This window comes from Paenibacillus sp. LT-B23 (assembly GCF_059417685.1).
Map to the genome: position 1 here is coordinate 1 of NZ_JBSQBM010000007.1, position 19,196 is coordinate 19,196.

Annotated in this window: 17 protein-coding genes and 10 tRNA genes; 25 read left to right on the forward strand and 2 right to left on the reverse strand. The window is 47.9% G+C overall.

Annotated features, from left to right (window positions below; all coding sequences use genetic code 11):
* The first annotated feature begins 4 nt into the window (after positions 1 to 4).
* From ACWXW9_RS10510 to yajC, 18 genes are all read left to right on the forward strand, one after another.
* Positions 5 to 96 (forward strand) — tRNA-Ser (locus ACWXW9_RS10510).
* Between the two features lie 17 nt (positions 97 to 113).
* Positions 114 to 185, forward strand: a tRNA-Glu gene (locus ACWXW9_RS10515).
* Positions 186 to 191: 6 nt separating this feature from the next.
* Positions 192 to 267 (forward strand) — tRNA-Val (locus ACWXW9_RS10520).
* A 32-nt stretch (positions 268 to 299) separates the two neighbouring features.
* A tRNA-Met gene (locus tag ACWXW9_RS10525) sits at positions 300 to 376 on the forward strand.
* Positions 377 to 404: 28 nt separating this feature from the next.
* A tRNA-Asp gene (locus ACWXW9_RS10530) sits at positions 405 to 481 on the forward strand.
* Positions 482 to 509: 28 nt separating this feature from the next.
* Positions 510 to 585, forward strand: a tRNA-Lys gene (locus ACWXW9_RS10535).
* Positions 586 to 620: 35 nt separating this feature from the next.
* A tRNA-Gly gene (locus ACWXW9_RS10540) sits at positions 621 to 695 on the forward strand.
* Between the two features lie 5 nt (positions 696 to 700).
* Positions 701 to 777 (forward strand) — tRNA-Arg (locus tag ACWXW9_RS10545).
* 13 nt (positions 778 to 790) lie between these two features.
* Positions 791 to 870 (forward strand) — tRNA-Leu (locus ACWXW9_RS10550).
* 7 nt (positions 871 to 877) lie between these two features.
* Positions 878 to 951 (forward strand) — tRNA-Pro (locus ACWXW9_RS10555).
* A gap of 117 nt (positions 952 to 1,068) precedes the next feature.
* Entirely contained in the window at positions 1,069 to 1,773 is a 705-nt protein-coding gene (locus ACWXW9_RS10560) for a BofC C-terminal domain-containing protein (protein WP_494929360.1), read from the forward strand.
* 236 nt (positions 1,774 to 2,009) lie between these two features.
* The gene (gene ruvC / locus ACWXW9_RS10565) at positions 2,010 to 2,513 is read left to right on the forward strand and encodes a crossover junction endodeoxyribonuclease RuvC (protein ID WP_014282985.1); all 504 of its coding nucleotides are present in this window, start codon (positions 2,010 to 2,012) and stop codon (positions 2,511 to 2,513) included.
* A complete protein-coding gene (gene ruvA, locus ACWXW9_RS10570) occupies positions 2,510 to 3,124 on the forward strand; it encodes a Holliday junction branch migration protein RuvA (RefSeq protein ID WP_494929361.1) in 615 nt (204 codons plus the stop codon). Before ruvC ends, ruvA begins: the two co-directional genes overlap by 4 nt.
* A 50-nt stretch (positions 3,125 to 3,174) precedes the next feature.
* On the forward strand, positions 3,175 to 4,182 hold the full coding sequence (gene ruvB / locus ACWXW9_RS10575; protein WP_025681892.1) for a Holliday junction branch migration DNA helicase RuvB: 1,008 nt from the start codon (positions 3,175 to 3,177) through the stop codon (positions 4,180 to 4,182).
* 276 nt (positions 4,183 to 4,458) lie between these two features.
* Positions 4,459 to 6,552: a SpoIID/LytB domain-containing protein gene (locus tag ACWXW9_RS10580; RefSeq protein WP_494929362.1), complete on the forward strand. Its 2,094-nt coding sequence runs from the start codon at positions 4,459 to 4,461 to the stop codon at positions 6,550 to 6,552.
* Between the two features lie 7 nt (positions 6,553 to 6,559).
* Complete coding sequence (gene queA, locus ACWXW9_RS10585; RefSeq protein ID WP_494929363.1) at positions 6,560 to 7,588, forward strand: tRNA preQ1(34) S-adenosylmethionine ribosyltransferase-isomerase QueA; 1,029 nt, start codon at positions 6,560 to 6,562, stop codon at positions 7,586 to 7,588.
* Positions 7,589 to 7,608: 20 nt separating this feature from the next.
* On the forward strand, positions 7,609 to 8,748 hold the full coding sequence (gene tgt / locus ACWXW9_RS10590; protein ID WP_494929364.1) for a tRNA guanosine(34) transglycosylase Tgt: 1,140 nt from the start codon (positions 7,609 to 7,611) through the stop codon (positions 8,746 to 8,748).
* Between the two features lie 35 nt (positions 8,749 to 8,783).
* Positions 8,784 to 9,119 (forward strand): preprotein translocase subunit YajC, encoded by a 336-nt coding sequence (yajC, locus tag ACWXW9_RS10595; RefSeq protein WP_013311574.1) that lies wholly within the window; start codon positions 8,784 to 8,786, stop codon positions 9,117 to 9,119.
* An 80-nt stretch (positions 9,120 to 9,199) separates the two neighbouring features.
* Here yajC and ACWXW9_RS10600 read toward each other — a convergent pair whose 3' ends face one another.
* Positions 9,200 to 9,589: a TIGR04086 family membrane protein gene (locus tag ACWXW9_RS10600; RefSeq protein ID WP_025681897.1), complete on the reverse strand. Its 390-nt coding sequence runs from the start codon at positions 9,587 to 9,589 to the stop codon at positions 9,200 to 9,202.
* Between the two features lie 206 nt (positions 9,590 to 9,795).
* On the opposite strand from ACWXW9_RS10600, the gene ACWXW9_RS10605 reads away from it, so the two are divergent.
* Positions 9,796 to 10,575, forward strand: coding sequence for a YetF domain-containing protein (locus ACWXW9_RS10605; protein WP_494929486.1), 780 nt, complete (start codon positions 9,796 to 9,798; stop codon positions 10,573 to 10,575).
* A 5-nt stretch (positions 10,576 to 10,580) separates the two neighbouring features.
* Here ACWXW9_RS10605 and spoVB read toward each other — a convergent pair whose 3' ends face one another.
* On the reverse strand, positions 10,581 to 12,155 hold the full coding sequence (gene spoVB / locus ACWXW9_RS10610) for a stage V sporulation protein B (RefSeq protein WP_494929365.1): 1,575 nt from the start codon (positions 12,153 to 12,155) through the stop codon (positions 10,581 to 10,583).
* A gap of 307 nt (positions 12,156 to 12,462) precedes the next feature.
* Between spoVB and ACWXW9_RS10615 the strand changes: the two genes are divergently transcribed.
* The 6 genes from ACWXW9_RS10615 to ACWXW9_RS10640 all read left to right on the forward strand — a co-directional run bounded on the left by ACWXW9_RS10615 (position 12,463) and on the right by ACWXW9_RS10640 (position 19,077).
* Entirely contained in the window at positions 12,463 to 12,720 is a 258-nt protein-coding gene (locus ACWXW9_RS10615; protein WP_013311570.1) for a post-transcriptional regulator, read from the forward strand.
* A gap of 90 nt (positions 12,721 to 12,810) precedes the next feature.
* The gene (gene secD / locus ACWXW9_RS10620) at positions 12,811 to 14,067 is read left to right on the forward strand and encodes a protein translocase subunit SecD (RefSeq protein WP_494929366.1); all 1,257 of its coding nucleotides are present in this window, start codon (positions 12,811 to 12,813) and stop codon (positions 14,065 to 14,067) included.
* Positions 14,057 to 14,974 carry a protein translocase subunit SecF gene (gene secF, locus ACWXW9_RS10625; protein ID WP_431087318.1) on the forward strand — a complete coding sequence of 306 codons (918 nt, stop codon included), beginning with the start codon at positions 14,057 to 14,059 and terminating at the stop codon, positions 14,972 to 14,974. Before secD ends, secF begins: the two co-directional genes overlap by 11 nt.
* Before the next feature lie 133 nt (positions 14,975 to 15,107).
* A complete protein-coding gene (locus ACWXW9_RS10630; protein ID WP_494929367.1) occupies positions 15,108 to 16,064 on the forward strand; it encodes a cation diffusion facilitator family transporter in 957 nt (318 codons plus the stop codon).
* Positions 16,065 to 16,098: 34 nt separating this feature from the next.
* The gene (gene recJ / locus ACWXW9_RS10635; RefSeq protein ID WP_494929368.1) at positions 16,099 to 18,495 is read left to right on the forward strand and encodes a single-stranded-DNA-specific exonuclease RecJ; all 2,397 of its coding nucleotides are present in this window, start codon (positions 16,099 to 16,101) and stop codon (positions 18,493 to 18,495) included.
* Between the two features lie 69 nt (positions 18,496 to 18,564).
* Positions 18,565 to 19,077, forward strand: coding sequence for an adenine phosphoribosyltransferase (locus tag ACWXW9_RS10640; RefSeq protein ID WP_494929369.1), 513 nt, complete (start codon positions 18,565 to 18,567; stop codon positions 19,075 to 19,077).
* Positions 19,078 to 19,196 lie beyond the last annotated feature (119 nt).

A 19,196-nucleotide genomic window follows, 5' to 3' on the forward strand; every position in this document is an offset into this window, starting at 1 on the left:
ATATGGAGAGGTGTCCGAGCTGGCCGAAGGAGCACGATTGGAAATCGTGTAGGCGCCAAAAGCGTCTCGAGGGTTCGAATCCCTCTCTCTCCGCCAGATATTATTTATTGTAAGGCCCGTTGGTCAAGCGGTTAAGACACCTCCCTTTCACGGAGGTAACAGGGGTTCGATTCCCCTACGGGTCATAATATGGAGGCTTAGCTCAGCTGGGAGAGCATCTGCCTTACAAGCAGAGGGTCGGGGGTTCGAGCCCCTCAGCCTCCACCATTTATTTCTTATATAGTATTCCCTAATATTATCGCGGGGTGGAGCAGTTCGGTAGCTCGTCGGGCTCATAACCCGAAGGTCGCAGGTTCAAATCCTGCCCCCGCAACCAATTAATTTTCTTAATGGAACATTGTTATGGAACTGTGGTGTAGAGGCCTAACATGCCTGCCTGTCACGCAGGAGATCGCGGGTTCGAATCCCGTCAGTTCCGCCATTTTTACAAAGTTATACTACCCTGTTGGGAGCCATTAGCTCAGTTGGTAGAGCACCTGACTTTTAATCAGGGTGTCGAAGGTTCGAGTCCTTCATGGCTCACCATTCATGAACTCATATGTCATGGATATCATTGTATTGCGGACGTGGCTCAGCGGTAGAGCATCGCCTTGCCAAGGCGAGGGTCGCGGGTTCGATTCCCGTCGTCCGCTCCATATTTGCGCCCTTAGCTCAGCTGGATAGAGCGTTTGACTACGAATCAAAAGGCCGGGAGTTCGAATCTCTCAGGGCGCGCCATTTAACTTCATAAGCCGGTGTGGCGGAATTGGCAGACGCGCGCGACTCAAAATCGTGAGGGAAACCGTGGAGGTTCGAGTCCTCTCACCGGCATGTATTTCGGGATGTAGCTCAGCTTGGTAGAGCACCTGGTTTGGGACCAGGGGGTCGCATGTTCAAATCGTGTCATCCCGATTCAAAAGGAAAGTCGCTTGAAGAAGCGGCTTTTTTGTTGTATTTGTTGTCTTTTTTTGTATAAATCAGTAATCGTCAGGCCACACTAACACAAAAAGTGGGACGGAAGGGATTACTGTGAAGCGATTAAGCTGGAAAAAACAAATTAAACGACGCTGGAAGCAGTGGAGAAGAACGGTGTGGGCCTGTACTATTTTTGGATCGGCTTGTTTGCTGGCAGGTTTCGGTATTCTGTTTTCACGTCATATGCAAACTATGCTGTCACAGCCCCTCGCTACTACCGTTATGGCGGACGTTGATTCGGAGGAGCCTTCACACACGAGTCCGGCCGAAGTGCATTCCTCGCAGGTGCAGTTATTGCAAAGTATCCGTGCTTCGGGCATCAGTAGGAAGGCTCATTTGTTAACCACCTATGTGTGTGGCACAGAGACGCTTTCCTTGGGAATGTTAAGTTCGCAGCAGTTAGAGAGCTTGCTGAAGCAGCATCCCGATTGGAAGGGACGGTTAAATACCAGAGGCGAGGTGTGGCTGGAGCGTAAGGTGGAGGATTTGTCGGAGTTATGCAAACAGCACGCCTACATGGGGATGAGTATGGATGGACAACTTACTTTGTTTGAAGGGCCGCCTAAAAAAGAAAAAGTAATTCGGACTTTCTTTCAGCTGGATGTGGGATCAATGGAGACGGCTCTGCCCGAGGGAGTGTATGAGCAGCTCCAGCAGGGAATCCGTGTGCAGGATATGAACGAATACAACAGTGTGATCTCTACTTTTAGTGATTTTGCAGTGGAGCGAACACAGCGGGTATTGAAGCAGCAATATTGATTATATGCAAGAAAGAGGCGTGTAGGCTTTGCCCGGGGGGGTGAGGCGTATAACGTCTCTTTTTTGTGTTGAACTTAGGATTAAACTTTTTACTCTATTAGATGCAAAGTTTTGTTATAATGAAATGAACGACACATATGTTCGCTTTGTTTAGCATTTGGCAATGATTATGGTTTTGATATTAAATCGTTGATGGCTAGTTAACGCCGTATTTTGGCGATAGGGGAGAGATTTTTTTGCGTTTTCTAGGAATTGATCCGGGTATTGCAATTGTGGGCTTTGGATTTGTGGACAAGATCGGCAGTAAGGTGGTTCCTGTTCAATATGGCTGTATCCAGACGGAGGCCCATACACCGGAAGAAGAGCGATTGCTTCATGTATATGAAGGCATGCTGCAATTGATTGATAAATATAAGCCTGATGCGGTAGCACTGGAGAAGCTTTTTTTTAATCGTAACGTAACTACTGCGATGTCTGTAAGTCAGGCACGCGGCGTGCTGGTACTGGCTGCGAAGCAACGTGGTTTGCCTATAGGGGAATATACACCTATGCAGGTGAAGCAGGCCATTGTAGGGTATGGAAAGGCTGAGAAGAAGCAAGTACAGGAAATGGTAAGAATGTTTCTGAAGCTTCAAGTCGTGCCCAAACCGGATGATGTGGCGGATGCTTTGGCAGTGGCTATTTGCCATGCGCATTCATATGGACTAAATTCAAAATTAAATGAGGTATTGCGAAAATGATAGATTTCTTGCGTGGTTCTGTGGCTCACTTGGAAAATGAATATGTCGTATTGGATGTACAAGGGGTCGGGTACCGGGTATTTTGTCCGAACCCGTATGCCTTTGCTAAAACAGAAGGGCCGATTGTCATCTATATTCATCATCATGTAAGGGACGATGCTACTTTACTGTTCGGGTTTGCGACTCGTGAGGAACAGCAGTTGTTCCGTAAGCTGATTGATGTATCCGGAATTGGGCCGCGTGTGGCGCTTGGTATTTTGGGAGGCGGTACGCCCACTCATGTGGTAACGGCAATCTATCAAGAGAACATCGCGTTTCTCACCAAGCTGCCGGGCATCGGTAAAAAGACGGCGCAACGCATGATTCTGGATTTGAAGGACAAGCTGGACGGCATCGGCTCAGTCGGGATCGCGACCGGATTGTTTGCGGAGCCTGTCGTGGAGGAAGGCGAGGGTTCCTATTGGAGCGAGGCACGAGAAGCACTTAAGGCGCTGGGCTACACAGATGTGGAGCTGGATAAGGTATGGAGCAGAATGAAGAAAGACGCGAAACCTGATGAATCTGCCGATATTTTGATGAAACGGGCTTTGCAACTGTTGTTTGCCGGATAGGGCGATGATGTCCATTAAAAGAAGTCTGGTGAAAAGAGGAGCGATGGAATATGGATGACCGGATTATTTCCGCCAATTTGATGATGGAAGACCAGACGGCGGAGCTAAGCCTTCGCCCCCGTTATCTGAACGAATATATCGGGCAAAATCAGGTGAAAGAAAATTTGAAAATATATATTGAAGCGGCCAAGATGCGTAAAGAGGCGCTGGATCATGTGCTGCTGTACGGTCCGCCTGGATTGGGCAAAACGACGCTCGCCAATATTATCGCCAACGAGCTGGGTGTTAATTTACGCACGACCTCAGGCCCAGCAATTGAAAGACCCGGAGATTTGGCAGCGTTGCTGACCAATCTTCAAGAGGGCGATGTTTTGTTCATTGACGAGATACATCGCCTGCACCGTACGGTGGAAGAAGTCATGTATCCGGCAATGGAGGATTTTGCGCTGGACATTATGATTGGTAAAGGCCCAAGTGCACGTTCAGTCCGTCTGGATTTGCCGCCCTTTACGCTTATCGGGGCTACTACGCGCGCTGGGCTGCTTTCTGCGCCGTTGCGTGACCGATTTGGTGTCATTAGTCGGTTGGAGTTCTATACGACAGACGAGCTGGCCTACATCGTATCAAGGAACGCAGATATTATGGAGATTGAGATTGTCGGGGATGCGGCCGAGGAAATTGCATTGCGTTCACGGGGGACACCGCGGATTGCGAATCGGCTGTTAAAAAGGGTACGTGATTTTGCCCAAGTTGCAGGAGACGGTATTATTCATTCGGAGCTGGCCGCAGAGGCGTTAAAGAGACTGCAAATTGATCCGCGCGGACTGGATGAAATTGATCATAAAATGCTTAAGGCGATGATTCATTCATTCCGTGGCGGACCTGTGGGATTGGATACAATTGCAGCGACCATTGGTGAAGAAAGTCAGACGATCGAGGACGTGTATGAGCCATATTTGTTGCAAATCGGCCTTCTGCAAAGAACGCCGCGGGGTCGGATGGTGACTCCGGCGGCCTATGCTCATCTCGGAATTCCCATGCCAACGGATTCACGGTGAGCAGGGAGTGTGTACTTTTATCACATGAGAACAGGCAGTATCGCCTCATACACAGAAAAATGTAGCTGAAATTAGTTCTTGACGTGGTTACACGGCTATGTACTCGTATGATATTGCTAGACGAATGGTATGGAAAAAGAGTGCGTGAATTAAGATTTGAGCGGGTTCAAGTTTAGGCGTATTTCGCCGATGTATTAAAAGGGACAGGTATGAGTCAAGTTCCCGCCAAATCATGCAGTATGCGTGCTATGACATCCAGAAATGGGGGAGCCAGAAATGAGTGAAAAAGCGTTGAATCGAAACACAATTTTCGGCGTATGGGCGGGTCGGGCCAAACGGGCAGCGGTGGCTATGGTATTAGCTGTAGTTTGCTTGCCTTGGTCTATAACTGTTCATGCCGCTGCCGCCCAAGAGGATATTCGTGTAGTGATCTTTGCGGATCTGGGCAGCAAATATAAAGCGACTGTACCCGCTGTAGCCTTGAAATCATCAGGGGGCCTGAGTGTCGGACAAAACATTGGGGGTAGCTTTCAGTCTTGGACAGGGCTTCCAGACAGTACGGCCCGTTTTAGCGTAGACAGCTATCGGGTGAAGGTACTTGAAGGAAATGAAGCGGCTGCGATAAAAGCAGCTCAAGCATTGCAGAAGACCAATGATAAACCGACGGTTTTTATTGGCTCGAAAAACGGCAGCTCTGTCTATCAGGTGTATGCAGGAATATATGCGAGTGAACAAGCGGCGCAAGCTGCTGTACAGCGTATTTCTACTGCAACGGGAGCACAGGCCGAAGTTACCGGGAATAAGCATTGGTCTACGGGAAACTACGGAAGCGAACAAGAGGCTAATCTCGTTCGAACGACGATTGCTGCCGCAGGTTTTGATGCTTTTACCGTAATTCAATCGAGAGGTCAATATGCTGTGTGGGTTGGTGAAGAGAGTAATGACAGCAAGTTGTCCGCTTTGAAAACAGAACTGGAAAGCAAGCAACCGCGACTTACGCTCTCTAAAGTCGACGCTGCTCAAACCAGACTGATTGTGAGACAGGAAGCAGGAGTAACGACAGGCTCCCAGGTGATGACTCATTACGTGCTGAATGGTTCTGATAATAGCAAGGTAATTGTCAACGGAGGCAACGATGGAATTCAAGTGGTCGAGAGATCACAGCGTACATACCGTGGCGACATGGAGATCGGTATGACGTCAGGACAGCTGGCGCTTGTAAACGAAGTGCCGTTGGAGCAGTATTTGTATTCCGTGGTAGGAGCTGAAGTCTATTCCTCATGGCCGGATGAAGCACTCAAGGCTCAAGCGGTGGCGGCTCGCAGCTATGCGCTTGCCCAAGGCAATCGTTTTCAGATCGGGAACGTGGTGGATGGAACGTTAAGCCAGGCTTATAACGGCAAAGGCTCGGAGCATGCGAATGTTAGCGAGGCTGTAGATGCAACCGCTGGCGAAGTGATTAAAAGTGGTGGCAAGGTGGTCGAAGCTGTATTTTCGTCCAATGCGGGCGGCGTTACAGCGGATGCTTCCGAGGTGTGGAACAGTGGCGGCGAAGCGTTTGCCAGTGTAGATAGCTCAGGGGATATTTCGGCGCAAAAAGGAGCACAGGAGTGGTATCACGTGCTTCTCTCCAGCGGAAAGACAGGCTATATCCGAGAAGATAACGTTAAGGAGCTGGAGGGAGTCACAGAGGCGGGGCTAGACAAGGTCACCGTGACAGCTGAAAATACCAATGTGCGTCCCATTCCTCAAATTCAATCAAACGTGACAGCAGTAGCCAAGGCACAACCGGGTGAAGAAATCATTGTATTGGAAAAGGTACCTCAATCCGGAGACTACGCATGGGTGCGGGGACCCTTTACAGCTGCTCAGCTTGTAAAATCCTTGCAAGGGAAAGTGACAGGCACAGTACCGTCCTCTATTGACCATCTCGATGTCACCAAGCGTGGTCCGTCCGGGCGTGTGCTGGAGGTTGAAGCGAACGGGTCGCCTTTAAAGGTGAAATATCCTGATATGTATCGTTCAGCAATGGGCGGATTGCCGAGCACGCTGTTTGATATTGCGAGTACTGGCAGTTATACTGTATTAGGCGCTGATGGGGCTACTACACATGTAAATGGTGCACAGGGAACTACAATCCTGTCGGCATCAGGGAGCAGCACTTCCAGTGGTAACGGGGTGATCGTCATGAATGAAGATCGTCATGCGCGAGTCATCGATAAAACGCAAAGCTTTATTTTTACAGGCAAAGGGAATGGTCACGGTTTGGGCTTGTCACAATGGGGAGCCAACGGTTTGGCTGATCAGGGGTATGATTACAAGAAAATTTTGCAACACTATTACAAAAATGTGGATATAGTTAAGGACTGACCAATATATGAACGTAAACGACTACGATTTTGAATTACCTGAAACATTAATTGCACAGACACCTTTGCTTGATCGAAGTGCTTCCAGATTACTAACACTGAGCAAGGATAGCGGTGAAGTGGGTCATCATACATTTTCAGATATTGTGCAGTATCTTCAACCCGGCGATACGCTGGTGCTAAATGATACGCGAGTGATTCCTGCACGTTTGTTCGGTATCAAGGAAGACACGGGAGCTAAGGCCGAGGTGTTACTGCTCAAGCAACTGGAGGGTGACCGATGGGAAGCATTGGTAAAACCCGGCAAGAAGCTGAAAAAGGGCGCGGTTATCGTTTTTGGTGATGAGCTGAAGGCGGTCATTGAGGAAGAAGGAGATATGGGCGGAAGAGTGCTCTCATTCTCATATGAAGGTATTTTTCAGGAGATATTGGATCGTCTTGGACAAATGCCGCTTCCACCGTATATCAAGGAGCAACTGGATGACCGTGAGCGTTATCAGACGGTTTATGCCCGGCATGAAGGCTCAGCCGCAGCTCCAACCGCAGGGTTGCATTTTACAGAGGAATTGCTAGATCAAATTAGAGAAAAGGGTGTTTCCATTGCCTTTGTCACACTTCATGTCGGTTTAGGAACGTTCAGGCCCATGTCTGTGGATACGATTGAAGAGCATGTGATGCATGAAGAATATTACTCATTGTCACAGGAAACGGCAGATGTGCTGAACGAAACCAAAACGCGCGGTGGGAGAGTCGTGGCGGTGGGGACAACCAGTTGCCGGACGCTGGAGACGGTGGGCAATACATTCGGTGACGGATTATTACAGGCCAGCAGTGGCTGGACGCAGATTTTTATTTATCCAGGTTATGAATTCCGTGTGGTGGATGCGATGATTACGAATTTTCATTTGCCTAAATCCACATTGGTTATGTTGGTCAGTGCACTGGCGGGCAGGGAGAATATTATGCATGCTTACCAGGAGGCGATTGACCGGGAATATCGGTTTTTCAGCTTTGGGGACGCAATGTTCATTTATTAATTAAGGATGGTAGAGAAAATATGGCACCAGCAATAAGATACGAACATATTAAAACCTGCAAGCAGTCGGGAGCCCGTCTTGGGCGTGTGCATACACCTCACGGGGTTATTGAGACACCAACCTTTATGCCTGTAGGGACACAAGCTACAGTTAAAACGATGAGCCCTGAGGAACTGAAGGAAATGGATGCTCAAATTATTTTGAGTAATACGTACCATCTATTTCTTCGTCCTGGTCACGATATTATTCGTGAAGCGGGTGGGCTGCACAAGTTTATGAACTGGGATCGTCCTATTTTAACGGACAGCGGCGGATTTCAAGTGTTTTCATTGAGTGAAATGCGTAAAATTACGGAGGAGGGCGTTCATTTCCGCTCTCATTTGAATGGAGATAAGTTGTTTCTTTCGCCGGAAGTGGCCATGGAAATTCAAAACTCGCTCGGCTCGGATATTATGATGGCCTTCGATGAATGCCCTCCTTTTCCTGCTGAATATGAGTATGTGAAAAAGTCGTTGGAACGTACCAGCCGTTGGGCTGAGCGTTGTCTGGAGGCGCACGTGCGCCCTCATGATCAAGGGTTGTTTGCCATTGTTCAAGGGGGCATGCATGAAGATCTGCGTAAGCAGAGCGCGGCGGATTTGACTTCCATGGATTTCCCGGGGTATGCTATTGGTGGACTGAGCGTAGGTGAACCGAAGCATTTGATGTATGAAGTGCTGGATTATACGCTTCCTCTGCTTCCTACTAACAAGCCACGCTATTTGATGGGCGTAGGTTCACCGGATGCCTTGATTGAAGGCGCTATCCGTGGTGTGGATATGTTTGATTGCGTACTTCCAACACGAATTGCTCGCAATGGGACAACGATGACCAGCCAAGGTCGTCTTGTCGTTCGCAACGCCAAATATGCAAGAGATTTTGGCCCGCTTGATCCGGCTTGTGATTGCTATACCTGTCGTAATTATTCACGTGCTTACTTACGACACTTGATTAAAGCGGATGAAACCTTCGGGCTCCGACTGACAACGTATCATAATTTGCATTTCTTAATTCAATTGATGCGCAATGTCAGACAAGCGATTATGGATGACAGGCTGCTTGATTTCCGCGATGAATTTTTTGAGCAGTACGGTCTTCATGATAATGATAAAGGCTTTTAAGTTTTTGGGGAGAGTATACGAAAGGGGGATTTAACATGTTTCATTTTGCTACAGCTGCTGCTGCACCCGGTGGAACTGGAGGACTTTTTCAAATGATCTGGCCACTGGCGCTGATGTTTGTAATCTTCTATTTCTTGCTGATTCGTCCGAATCAGAAAAAACAGAAGCAGCGTCAAACGATGCTTCAAGCCTTGAAAAAAGGTGATAAAGTGATTACGATCGGAGGTCTTCATGGTACAATTGTGGAGATTACGGACGATGTGGTCGTTTTACGTGTGAATGATGTTACAAAGCTGACCTTTGATCGCAGCGCGATCAGCAATGCGATTGCAAAAGATACAGCTTCCGAGGAAGTTGTTTCCAAGTCATAGAATATTAGCAGTAACCATGCAAAAAACCGAGCCTTTTCAAAGGCTCGGTTTTTTGTGTTGTTTCGCCACATACATTTTGATTATTTGCTCAGGTTAATTCCAAACATCCCGCCCCCTGCTCCAATGATAAAGGCAATTCCCAGATGCAAAAGATCTTTGGCGTTCATGCCTGCATCCAGCGCCAGAAAACCGACCAGTAGCACGATTAGCCCATACAGGATGCCTGTAATACCGCCTTGATACCAGCCTTTGTTCGTGGATCTTTTACCGGCGACGAAGCCGCCGGATACCATGGCAAATGCATGAACGATGTACGTATACAACGATAAATCCTGTTCCTGCATCTGTGTCAGCCACAAGAGTAGCGAAAGGATAAATGCGCCAAGCAACATCCATGCAAAAGCATAAAACAAGCCGGATAAAATGGGATGGGCCAGACGAAACGAACACCAGCGGCGAATGAGCTCCATTGATAATTCCTCCTGTACCAAGGTTTGAACTATTATCATTCTATGGCCAAGCCTCCCGGCTTAGTACCAAGTCGTAAGCAGTCTTTGTCTTTATTTCAATAATTTAACCTTTTGTTTTTTGTATGGTTGATATGAGGAACGGTCAGAATACGTGTACAATGAACGGCGAATGTCTTGTCGCAAGTGCAGGAGAGGAGGCGGACATGTTGGGTCACGAAATTTTTGCTCATATATTTCGAACGTTGCTCATGTATTTTATTGTTTTTCTGGTGATGCGCTTAATGGGTAAACGGGAGATCGGAAAATTGTCTGTTTTTGACCTCGTGATATCCATTATGATTGCGGAAATCGCTGTATTCAGTTTGGAAGATATAAAACGACCGTTGTATGAAGGGTTGATTCCTTTGGGCGTACTGCTGATTTTGCAGATCGGTATTTCGTATTTCAGTCTTAAAAGTCGTCGCCTGCGGCTGTTGTTCGATGGTAAGCCCAGTGTATTATTCTCCAATGGACAAATAAACAAGGAAGAAATGCTGAAGCAACGCTACAATTTAGATGATCTGCTGTTACAACTTCGGGAACAAAATATCGAAGGCTTGGACAATGTAGAATATGTTATTTTGGAAACAACAGGTAAGCTTACGGTCATACGTAAAGATGATAACGTTGGAGATACTGAATCTGAAAAGCAAAAATCGAATGTAAACCAAACGAATTTGGCAAACAGCGATCAACAGGAAAATAAAGTCCATCCTTCGCCTAAAATCGGCGGGAAGTTTAGATATGAGGGTCTTCCTATTCCGCTGATTATGGATGGCAAGGTGCTGGATCGAAATTTGGAGCGTATGGATATGAATCGTTTTTGGCTTAAAAATCAGATCCAAGCTCAAGGGCATAAAGATTTTAAGGATGTTTTCTTGTGCTCGGTTAACCATAAAGGCGATGTATATATTACGCCACCAGCCTTCGGTGAATCGTCGGATTAAAACTGTTAAGCTTTAAACCATCTTCTCAGAATAGGGATGCGGGTAAGATTGTCCCAGACGATCATTTTGGTCAGAGTCATCAAAAAAAGGTACAGTATAATGCCCAAACCTGCAGCAAAAAGAAATTGCAGCCACATTTGATCGAAAACCGTTAGATGTCTGTAAGCATATAAGACTGCAGCTGCCATGATGATCATGCCCACACCGGTTTTCCAGAAATCAAGCAATCGCACACGAAACCGAAGCAGTCTGCTTACACTGAAGCCATGCAGAAGGGTGACTATGGCGCTGTTGATACAAATGGCAATGACTGCTCCATAGATACCGTATTGGGGCTGGGAAGCAAGCCAGACAATAAGCGCGATTTTGATAACGGCTCCGACAAAGGTATTGAATAAGGCACTTCCGGGACGATCCAGAGCCTGAAGTGCTGCCTGAAGCGGGGCCTGAATGTACATAAAAAGAGCAAAGGGAGCCATGAGCTTAAGCATGCCCGCAATGTCGCCATTATTGTAGAGTAGCAGGCACAGAGGCTCTGCCAATACGTACATAATGACAGCAAACGGGGCTCCTGCAACCAAAGCAAGCCGAAGTGATTGATGCAATCGCTTATGAATCGCTGTGATTTGTCCCTTGGCAGCAGCTTCGGATAAGGAAGGAACGAGGGAAACAGCCAGTGAACTGGTGAGAACACCGGGCAGTAATAACACTGGAATGACCATACCCTGCATGGCCCCGTATTGGGCGGTTGCCACTCCGGTGGCAATACCTGCTACGGCCAGGCTGCGCATACATAGAATGGATTCAAGCAAATAGGACAACGACCCCACAAGTCTTCCGGCTGTTACGGGAACCGATATAGACAGAAGTCGGGACAACACAGACGGTTGTTCGGAATGAGCTGCTGAAGGTGAAGATACCTCCGGTTGTAGGGGGACATGATCTTTTCGCTGGTTCCATTTGTATTGCCATAGAAGCACAATCATGCCGATGAGTTCACCCGCCAGTGCACCGAGCATCGCCCCTGCAGCAGCGTAGGCCACGCCATGCGGAAGGAGCAGGAAAGCAAACCAGATGACGCAAAAAATGCGCATGACAGTCTCGGCAATGGAGGAGCTTGCGGACGGAATCATATTTTGTTTCCCCTGAAAATAGCCTCTGTAAGCAGAGGAAACAGCAACAATGACAATCATTGGACTCATGCTGACAAATGTATAATATACACGGCTGTCTGTCAGCAGGTGGCTTGTAATCCAGGGGGCAAAGAGAAGACAGAGCACCATAGCAAGCAGGCTGAGTGTAACAGTGAAGCGCAGGCTGGTGTGCAAAATACGCCGTGACATTTCGGGTTGACCCGCAGTTTCAGACTCGGCTACTAGCTTGGCTACGGCAAGCGGTATGCCCCCGGTAATAAGGGTTACCAACACGATAAAAAAGGGATACCCCTGTTGGTACAAGCCGACTCCTTCGGGACCGATAATACGCGGGAGCGCGATTCGCGGAATAAAACCCAGCAGCCGATTGATAATTCCAGCTGCTAATAAAATAATTGCTCCATGGATGAATGTCTGCTTTTTCAATCGCAACTCCCTCTTCCCCAAAAATGAATTCCGCGTCTATGTGTTACTGTAAAAGATATGCCGGACCTGTCCATGTTCATGACAAGCTTTTCCGACTGAAAGCAGATGGATCAGGACAACAAGAGGGGGAGTGGTGAATTCTGCTATTGACGATCGAAATGAATGCATATATTGTTGGTTTACGGCTATTTTCGACGAAAAAGAAGGGTTTTCCAGGATCAGGGCAGAAATGTTCTATAAAGCAGTCAATAACCCCGCTAATTGCTGATCTGCGGAACCGGAGTCGCTGGGAGGAGGAACGGCCATCGTGGGTATGGAAGAGCTGGATGAGCAGGATTGGGATGACGCAATTGAGATGCTGTGTCAAAGCAAGGCGGACGAGTTGATTCTCGTAGGCTATGAGCATGTCACAAGCAAGGACGTGTGGAATTGCGTCAGCCATAAATATGAAAAGGAGGGTATTCCTCCGCTGCACAAGCTCGTTAACGATATACTTTCCCTTAAAGCGACGAGCTTTATGAACTATTTGACAATGTCCGCATTACGGGGCTCCACTTTCGAATAGAAGGGGGTCTTTTTTTGCGTTCAAATTGACTGCTTTTTGAGGGGTAGCTATAATAGGAATATTGAGAATGAAAGGGGAACATGGGACGGAATGAAGAGAATTCTAAGTTTCATCGTGGTCGTGCTCATAACCACTGGTGTTATGGTCGGGACAAGCCCGGGCCTGCTGAACAGTTTAAAACTAGGCCTCGATTTAAAGGGAGGCTTTGAAATCTTATATGAAGCCCAGCCTTTGGAAGCCGGGCAGAGTGTAACCAAACAGTCTCTCATACAAACAGCTCAAAGTCTGGAGAGACGGATTAATGCGCTCGGTACGACTGAGCCGGAAGTAACAACGGAGGGTAACAACCGTATTCGTGTGCGGCTTGCGGGTGTCTCCAATGAAGCAGAAGTTCGCTCCATGCTGAAAAAGCCTGCCGAGCTGACGTTCCGCAGTGCAACGGCGGCAGATGCCAAAAAGCCGGGTCAATACAGCAAAATTGAGCTTCGCGGTAACGATTTTGTGGAGAATGGAGCTGTTGTCGGCTTCGACCAGCTGAATCAACCTGAAATTAGTATCAAAGTGAAAGACAAAGCCAAGTTTGCAGAGATCACAAAGCGACTTCTGAACAAAGAATTGGCTATTTTCCTGGATCAGGAATTACTTTCTGCACCTACGGTACGTGGAGAACTGACGGATGGCAGTGCGTCGATCACAGGTAGCTATACTCGTGATGAAGCGAACAAGCTGGCCGATACGATTAACCTGGGGGCACTTCCGCTCAAACTGACGGAAAAATATTCCCAGAGTGTAGGAGCTACACTGGGTCAATTGTCACTCAATCAAACGATCCATGCCGGTTTGATCGGTTCGATCATTATTCTGATATTTATGATTTTTATGTTCCGTGTACCGGGACTGGTTGCCAGCTTCTGTCTCATCGTTCATACCTGGCTGGTGCTTGCCATCTTCTACTTAGGCGGGTTTGTACTCACGCTTCCGGGTATCGCAGCGTTCGTGCTGGGGATCGGGATGGCGGTTGATGCCAATATCATTACGTATGAGCGGATTAAAGAAGAAATCAAGACAGGGAAAACGATTCGTTCTTCTGTTATCGCAGGTAGTAAGGCCTCGTTCCGTACCGTAATGGATGCCAATATTACGACAATTATAGCGGCTGCTGTTATGTTCGGTCTGGGAACAGGCTCGGTTAGAGGTTTCGCTCTGGTGCTCATCGTTGATATTGTCACCAGTATTTTGACGAATATCTTCTTCTCCCGTTTCTTGCTCAATCTGCTGGTTAAAGCGGATGCTGTGAAGAAGCCCAAGTATTTTGGTGTGAAGGAGAGTGATATCAGTGCGCTTTAATTGGGACTTTAAATATATCAAGATGAGCAAGTGGTTTTACACGTTCTCGATTATTATCACGCTGCTTGGTATTTTGAGCTTGTCGATTTTCGGTTTGAATTACGGTGTTGATTTCCGTTCCGGTTCCAATGTGGATGTCAATTTGACCAAAGCAGTTACACAGGAACAGATTCAAACTTTGCTGGACAAGAAGGGTATCGGCAAAGAGGTGGATTATACGCCGGGTAAAGAGCGCTTTGGTATTCGCTTTTCGCAGGTATTGACGGATCAGCAAGTGAATGATTTTAAAACATCTTTTAATAAAGAGCTTGATCCGAAGGCTTCCTTTGAGGTTAATACGGTAGATACGGAAATGGCGCAAGAGCTGGAGCGAAATGCAATATGGGCGATTTTGTTAGCCTGTGTAGCCATTGCTGCTTATATCTCGATCCGGTTTGAATGGCGGTTTGCCATCGCAGCCATTGTTTCGCTGTTGCATGATGCCTTTCTCGTTATCAGTATTTTCTCGATCTTCCGACTTGAGGTGGATTTGACCTTTATTACAGCAATTCTGACGATTGTCGGTTTCTCCATCAATGACACCGTCGTTATTTTTGACCGCATTCGGGAAAATTTACGATTTGCGAAGAAGAAGTCCAGGGACGACTTGGAGCAGGTGGTCGATCACAGTATTGCACAGACGATGACTCGTTCCCTTGCAACGGTGTTTACTGTGTTTGTTGCCTCCTTGTGCTTGTTCATTTTTGGTGGCGAGTCGATTCGGATGTTCTCGCTTGCGATGGTTATCGGTTTGCTGTTTGGTGCTTATTCTTCTATTTTCATTGCCAGCCCGCTGTGGGTGGCCTTGAAAGGAAAACAAAAGTCTCCGTCAGCTGGCGGCGGCGCGGCCAAGATTGCAAAGTCTTAAAATTACGCTTGACATCAGCAGTATGAATTAAAGAGAAAGCCGCGTCTGTATGGGCGCGGTTTTCTAAGGTTTGGAGAATTTGAAATGGAGCATTACCGGGGAATTGTCAGTTCAGGATTGAGGGGGATACGTTGTGAATAGCGAACGCAGCCGATCATTGGAAACTGCGGCGTGGAGCGGGATTATAGGTAATCTTGCACTGGCTGTTCTAAAGGGAACCGTCGGTTATGCGGCAAACAGCAAGGCGTTGATGGGGGATGCGCTGCACACGGCTGCGGATAGTGCTTCTCGTTTGCAGGAGCTTTTGTTCTCCAAAGGTGCAGCAGAGCATGGTATACTGGCACGGTTGCGGAACGGTGAAAAAGTCCGGACTGTTATATCGGTGGTACTGGCTATATTGGTACTGATGAGTGGCCTTCAGTTGGGCATATTGGCTGTTCGCTCTTTAAGCAGCCCAGAGCCACAGGCTCCAGGTCTGTATGCGCTCATTACCGCTTTTGTTGCTCTGGTACTGAGAGAGGTGCTGTTTCAGTTTCAATACCGCTACTCCATTAAACACGGACATAAGACCGAAGCAGATTTGTACGCTAATCATGAACGGTACTCGCTTTATGCGTCGCTGATTGCACTGATCGGTATGATTGGGGCAATGACAGGCGAAGCGATGGATTGGCCTGCATTATTATACCTTGACCCAACTGCTGCGCTGCTGGTAGCCTGTCTGGTGTTGCGTAAAGGATATCTGATGGTACTGAATACTGCTTATCCGGCTCCTGCACAACCTCTGCGTGAGGAAGACTCACAACGCTTTATGGAGACGATTCAGCGGGTGCATGGTATCGTAACAGTTGAGCATCTGCATGCGCAGGAAGCAGGTCATTTTATAACTGTGAATGTAACCATTAGTGTGAATCCCCGGATTACGGTGCAAGAAGCGCAGGAAATTGCTGATCGGGCAAAAAATCTGCTACTGGCGCGGTTTCCGCAGGTGACCTATGTACAGATGCAGTTTGTTTCTTATCAAGCCGGGTATCCTTACAAGTCTAATCATGAACTACCGGATAATGATGTGTCGTCCCTGCTGCAATAATGGCAGGACGACTATGAAAGAAAGGTGAATAGGATTGCTTCATTCGCAGTACCGTTGGAAGACCCCAGAGGTTAACCTGGAGGCGGCTCAGCCGTTGACGGAAGAGCTGGGGATTTCACCATTGTTGTCCCGGCTTTTAGTGAATCGGGGTGTCACTACGGCCGGGGAAGCAAACCGCTTTTTGTACGGAAGTGCAGATGACATACACGACCCTCTTCTGCTCCTGGGCATGAAAGAGGCAGTGCCGAGAATCCGTCAGGCGCTGGAGCGTGGCGAACACATATTAATTTATGGTGATTATGATGCGGACGGGGTATCCAGTACGTCATTGATGATTCAGCTTATGCGCTTCCTGAAATCTTCGTATGATATTTACATTCCACACCGCTCCAATGAGGGATATGGACTGCACAATCATGCCCTTGATTGGGCTAATCAGCAAGGGGTTACGCTGGTTATTACGGTGGATACGGGAATTAGTGCAGTAGAGCAAATAGCTTATGCGGCAACCCTGGGCATTGATGTTATTGTAACTGACCATCATGAGCCTCCTGCTGTGCTTCCTGAAGCGTATGCTCTGATCAATCCGAAGCTACCTGGCTGTCCGTATCCATTCAAGGGCCTTGCTGGTGTAGGCGTGGCACTAAAGCTGGCACAGGCACTGCTGGGTGAAGTGCCTGAGGAATGGTTTGAAATTGCTGCTATCGGTACGGTAGCTGATCTGATGCCGTTACATGGTGAGAACCGGACGATGGTACGTAGAGGGATTCAGTCTATGAGAAGCTCTGCGTTTCCAGGTATCCGGGCGTTGCTCAGTGTAGCGGGCGTGGATATGTCTACAGTGACTTCAGTCAACATCGCATTTGCTCTGGCTCCCCGGATTAATGCTAGCGGACGCCTGGATCATGCAGGACGGGCGGTCTCCCTTTTGACGACAGAGCAGGAGGAAGAAGCGGATCAGCTCGCGCATGCGCTGGATCTGCTCAATCGGGAGCGTCAGCAAGTAGTTGAACGTATTGTAGAGCAAGCCGAGCAGCAGTTGACAGCCAAGCTGAATGGAGGTACGCTCCCGTCTGTAATCGTACTGGCTGGTGAAGGTTGGAATGTAGGTGTCGTGGGGATTGTGGCCTCCAAGCTGCTGGATCGCTATTATCGCCCAACCATTATTCTGGGCATAGATGCAGAGACAGGTATGTGCAAAGGGTCTGCCCGTTCTATTCCGGCCCTGGATATTTACAGTGCTCTGACAGACAGTCATGACTTGATGGAGCATTTTGGCGGTCATCCTTCGGCAGCGGGGATGACGCTGTCTCGCGACAATCTGGCGGCGTTTGAGGAACGGCTAAATCGCTATGCTGCTTCCATTCTGACACCAGACAATCTCGTTCCTGTAGCCGAGGCAGATATGGTTTGTCGTCTGGACGAGGTATCTGTACAGGTGGTTGAAGAACTGGAGTTACTTCAACCCTTTGGTATGGGGAACCCTTCTCCACGTTTCGTGTTACAGGGTCTTCAATTGCGTGAGGCTCGTAAAATGGGGCGTGAGAAGAATCATGTGAAGTTGCTATTGGAGCAGAACGGATTATCGCTGGATGCGATTGCCTTCCGGCGTGGTGATCTGGCTGATTTTTTGCAGCAGCAATCCGAGCTGGATCTGCTGGGCGAACTGTCTGTTAATGAATGGAACGGCAAACGCTCTCTTCAACTGATGATGCAGGATATCCGTGTACAGGCTGCGCAAATTTTTGATTATCGGGGAGTGTCAGACCCTTTTGCCGAGCTGGAGCGGGGTCTTAAGATCTTTCATCCTCGTATAGAAGAACGAAGAAATGACGTTGCGGTTGTGATGCATCCATCGTCCAGGCTTCGTCCGTCTCGTCCAGTGAACGCCGGATCCATATGGGTATATGATAAGGAGGGCGGCGTTACTCCCGGTGATGACCGAAGGGATGTGCAACACTCTGTAAAGTCATTGTTCGTGTTGGAGCCACCGGATACACCGGAGCAGTTGCAGGCATTGTGGTCTACGTTTGAAGATGTAGAGAATGTGTTTCTCCTTCATTCGGTCAGTGAGCGAGGTGGTCGGCTCGTCAGCCCGGACAGGGAGCTCTTCAAGCGTATTTACGTTGTGCTTTCCCGAATGGGGACGCAGCTTGTGGATGAAAAAGCGATGCTGCCCGCTCTTAGCCGCCAATGCTCCTGCTCAGTACGGATGCTAACTAAAGTGCTGGACATTTTCGAGGAGCTTGAGTTTATAACGCGTACAGAAGGACGATTCTGTTTTGTGTCCAATCCGCCCAAGCGGGATTTAACGGCTTCTCCACGGTATCAGGAATTGCATGATATGGCTGAAATGGAGCGTTATTTGCTGGATGCGGATACAACCCAGATGACAAGCTGGATTAAGTCGCTTATGAAGGGTGCGTCTTGAGGCATAGCCTCAAAGCTGATGAAACAGGATCGATATACTAATTAGAAGTTTACAGTAGGAGGAACTAAGTTGGACTACAAAGAATATATTCGGGTGATTCCCAATTTTCCACAACCAGGGATTAGTTTTAAGGACATTACGACCCTGATGAAAAATGGAGAACTGTACCGCAAGGCAATCAATGATATGAAGGAATTGGTATCGGATTTGAAAATTGATCTGATTGCAGGTCCCGAAGCACGTGGATTCGTTGTAGGTGCGCCTCTGGCATATGCACTTGGTGTTGGTTTTATTCCCATCCGTAAAAGTGGCAAGCTGCCTGGTGAGACTATCGAGGAAGCATACGGTTTGGAATACGGCAAGGACATGCTGGCTATGCATAAGGATGCAATTGAGTCGGGACAAAATGTTTTGATTGCGGATGATCTGCTTGCTACAGGTGGAACCATTGCTACATCAGTGAATTTGGTACGTCAGCTTGGTGGAAATGTGGTAGGGACTGCTTTTCTTATAGAGCTGTCTGATCTGAATGGACGGGCGAAATTGCCTGACGTAGATGTGTTTACGCTGATTACGTACTAAGCGTCTAAAGCCGGGGTTTTCCCGGGAAATATTTGAGCATGAATAACCTAAATAGCTCGATGGAACTTCTCTTTTCTTAAAGAGTTGCTCCATCGGGTTATTTTTTTTAGGTGTGTTTT

What these genes read in the sequence shown, in the direction of transcription:
- ruvA (WP_494929361.1), top strand. Translation starts at nt 2,510, where the DNA reads ATGATAGATTTCTTGCGTGGTTCTGTGGCTCACTTGGAAAATGAATAT.
- ruvB (WP_025681892.1), top strand. Translation starts at nt 3,175, where the DNA reads ATGGATGACCGGATTATTTCCGCCAATTTGATGATGGAAGACCAGACG.
- ACWXW9_RS10580 (WP_494929362.1), top strand. Translation starts at nt 4,459, where the DNA reads ATGAGTGAAAAAGCGTTGAATCGAAACACAATTTTCGGCGTATGGGCG.
- queA (WP_494929363.1), top strand. Translation starts at nt 6,560, where the DNA reads ATGAACGTAAACGACTACGATTTTGAATTACCTGAAACATTAATTGCA.
- tgt (WP_494929364.1), top strand. Translation starts at nt 7,609, where the DNA reads ATGGCACCAGCAATAAGATACGAACATATTAAAACCTGCAAGCAGTCG.
- yajC (WP_013311574.1), top strand. Translation starts at nt 8,784, where the DNA reads ATGTTTCATTTTGCTACAGCTGCTGCTGCACCCGGTGGAACTGGAGGA.
- ACWXW9_RS10600 (WP_025681897.1), bottom strand. Translation starts at nt 9,589, where the DNA reads ATGGAGCTCATTCGCCGCTGGTGTTCGTTTCGTCTGGCCCATCCCATT.
- secD (WP_494929366.1), top strand. Translation starts at nt 12,811, where the DNA reads ATGAAGAGAATTCTAAGTTTCATCGTGGTCGTGCTCATAACCACTGGT.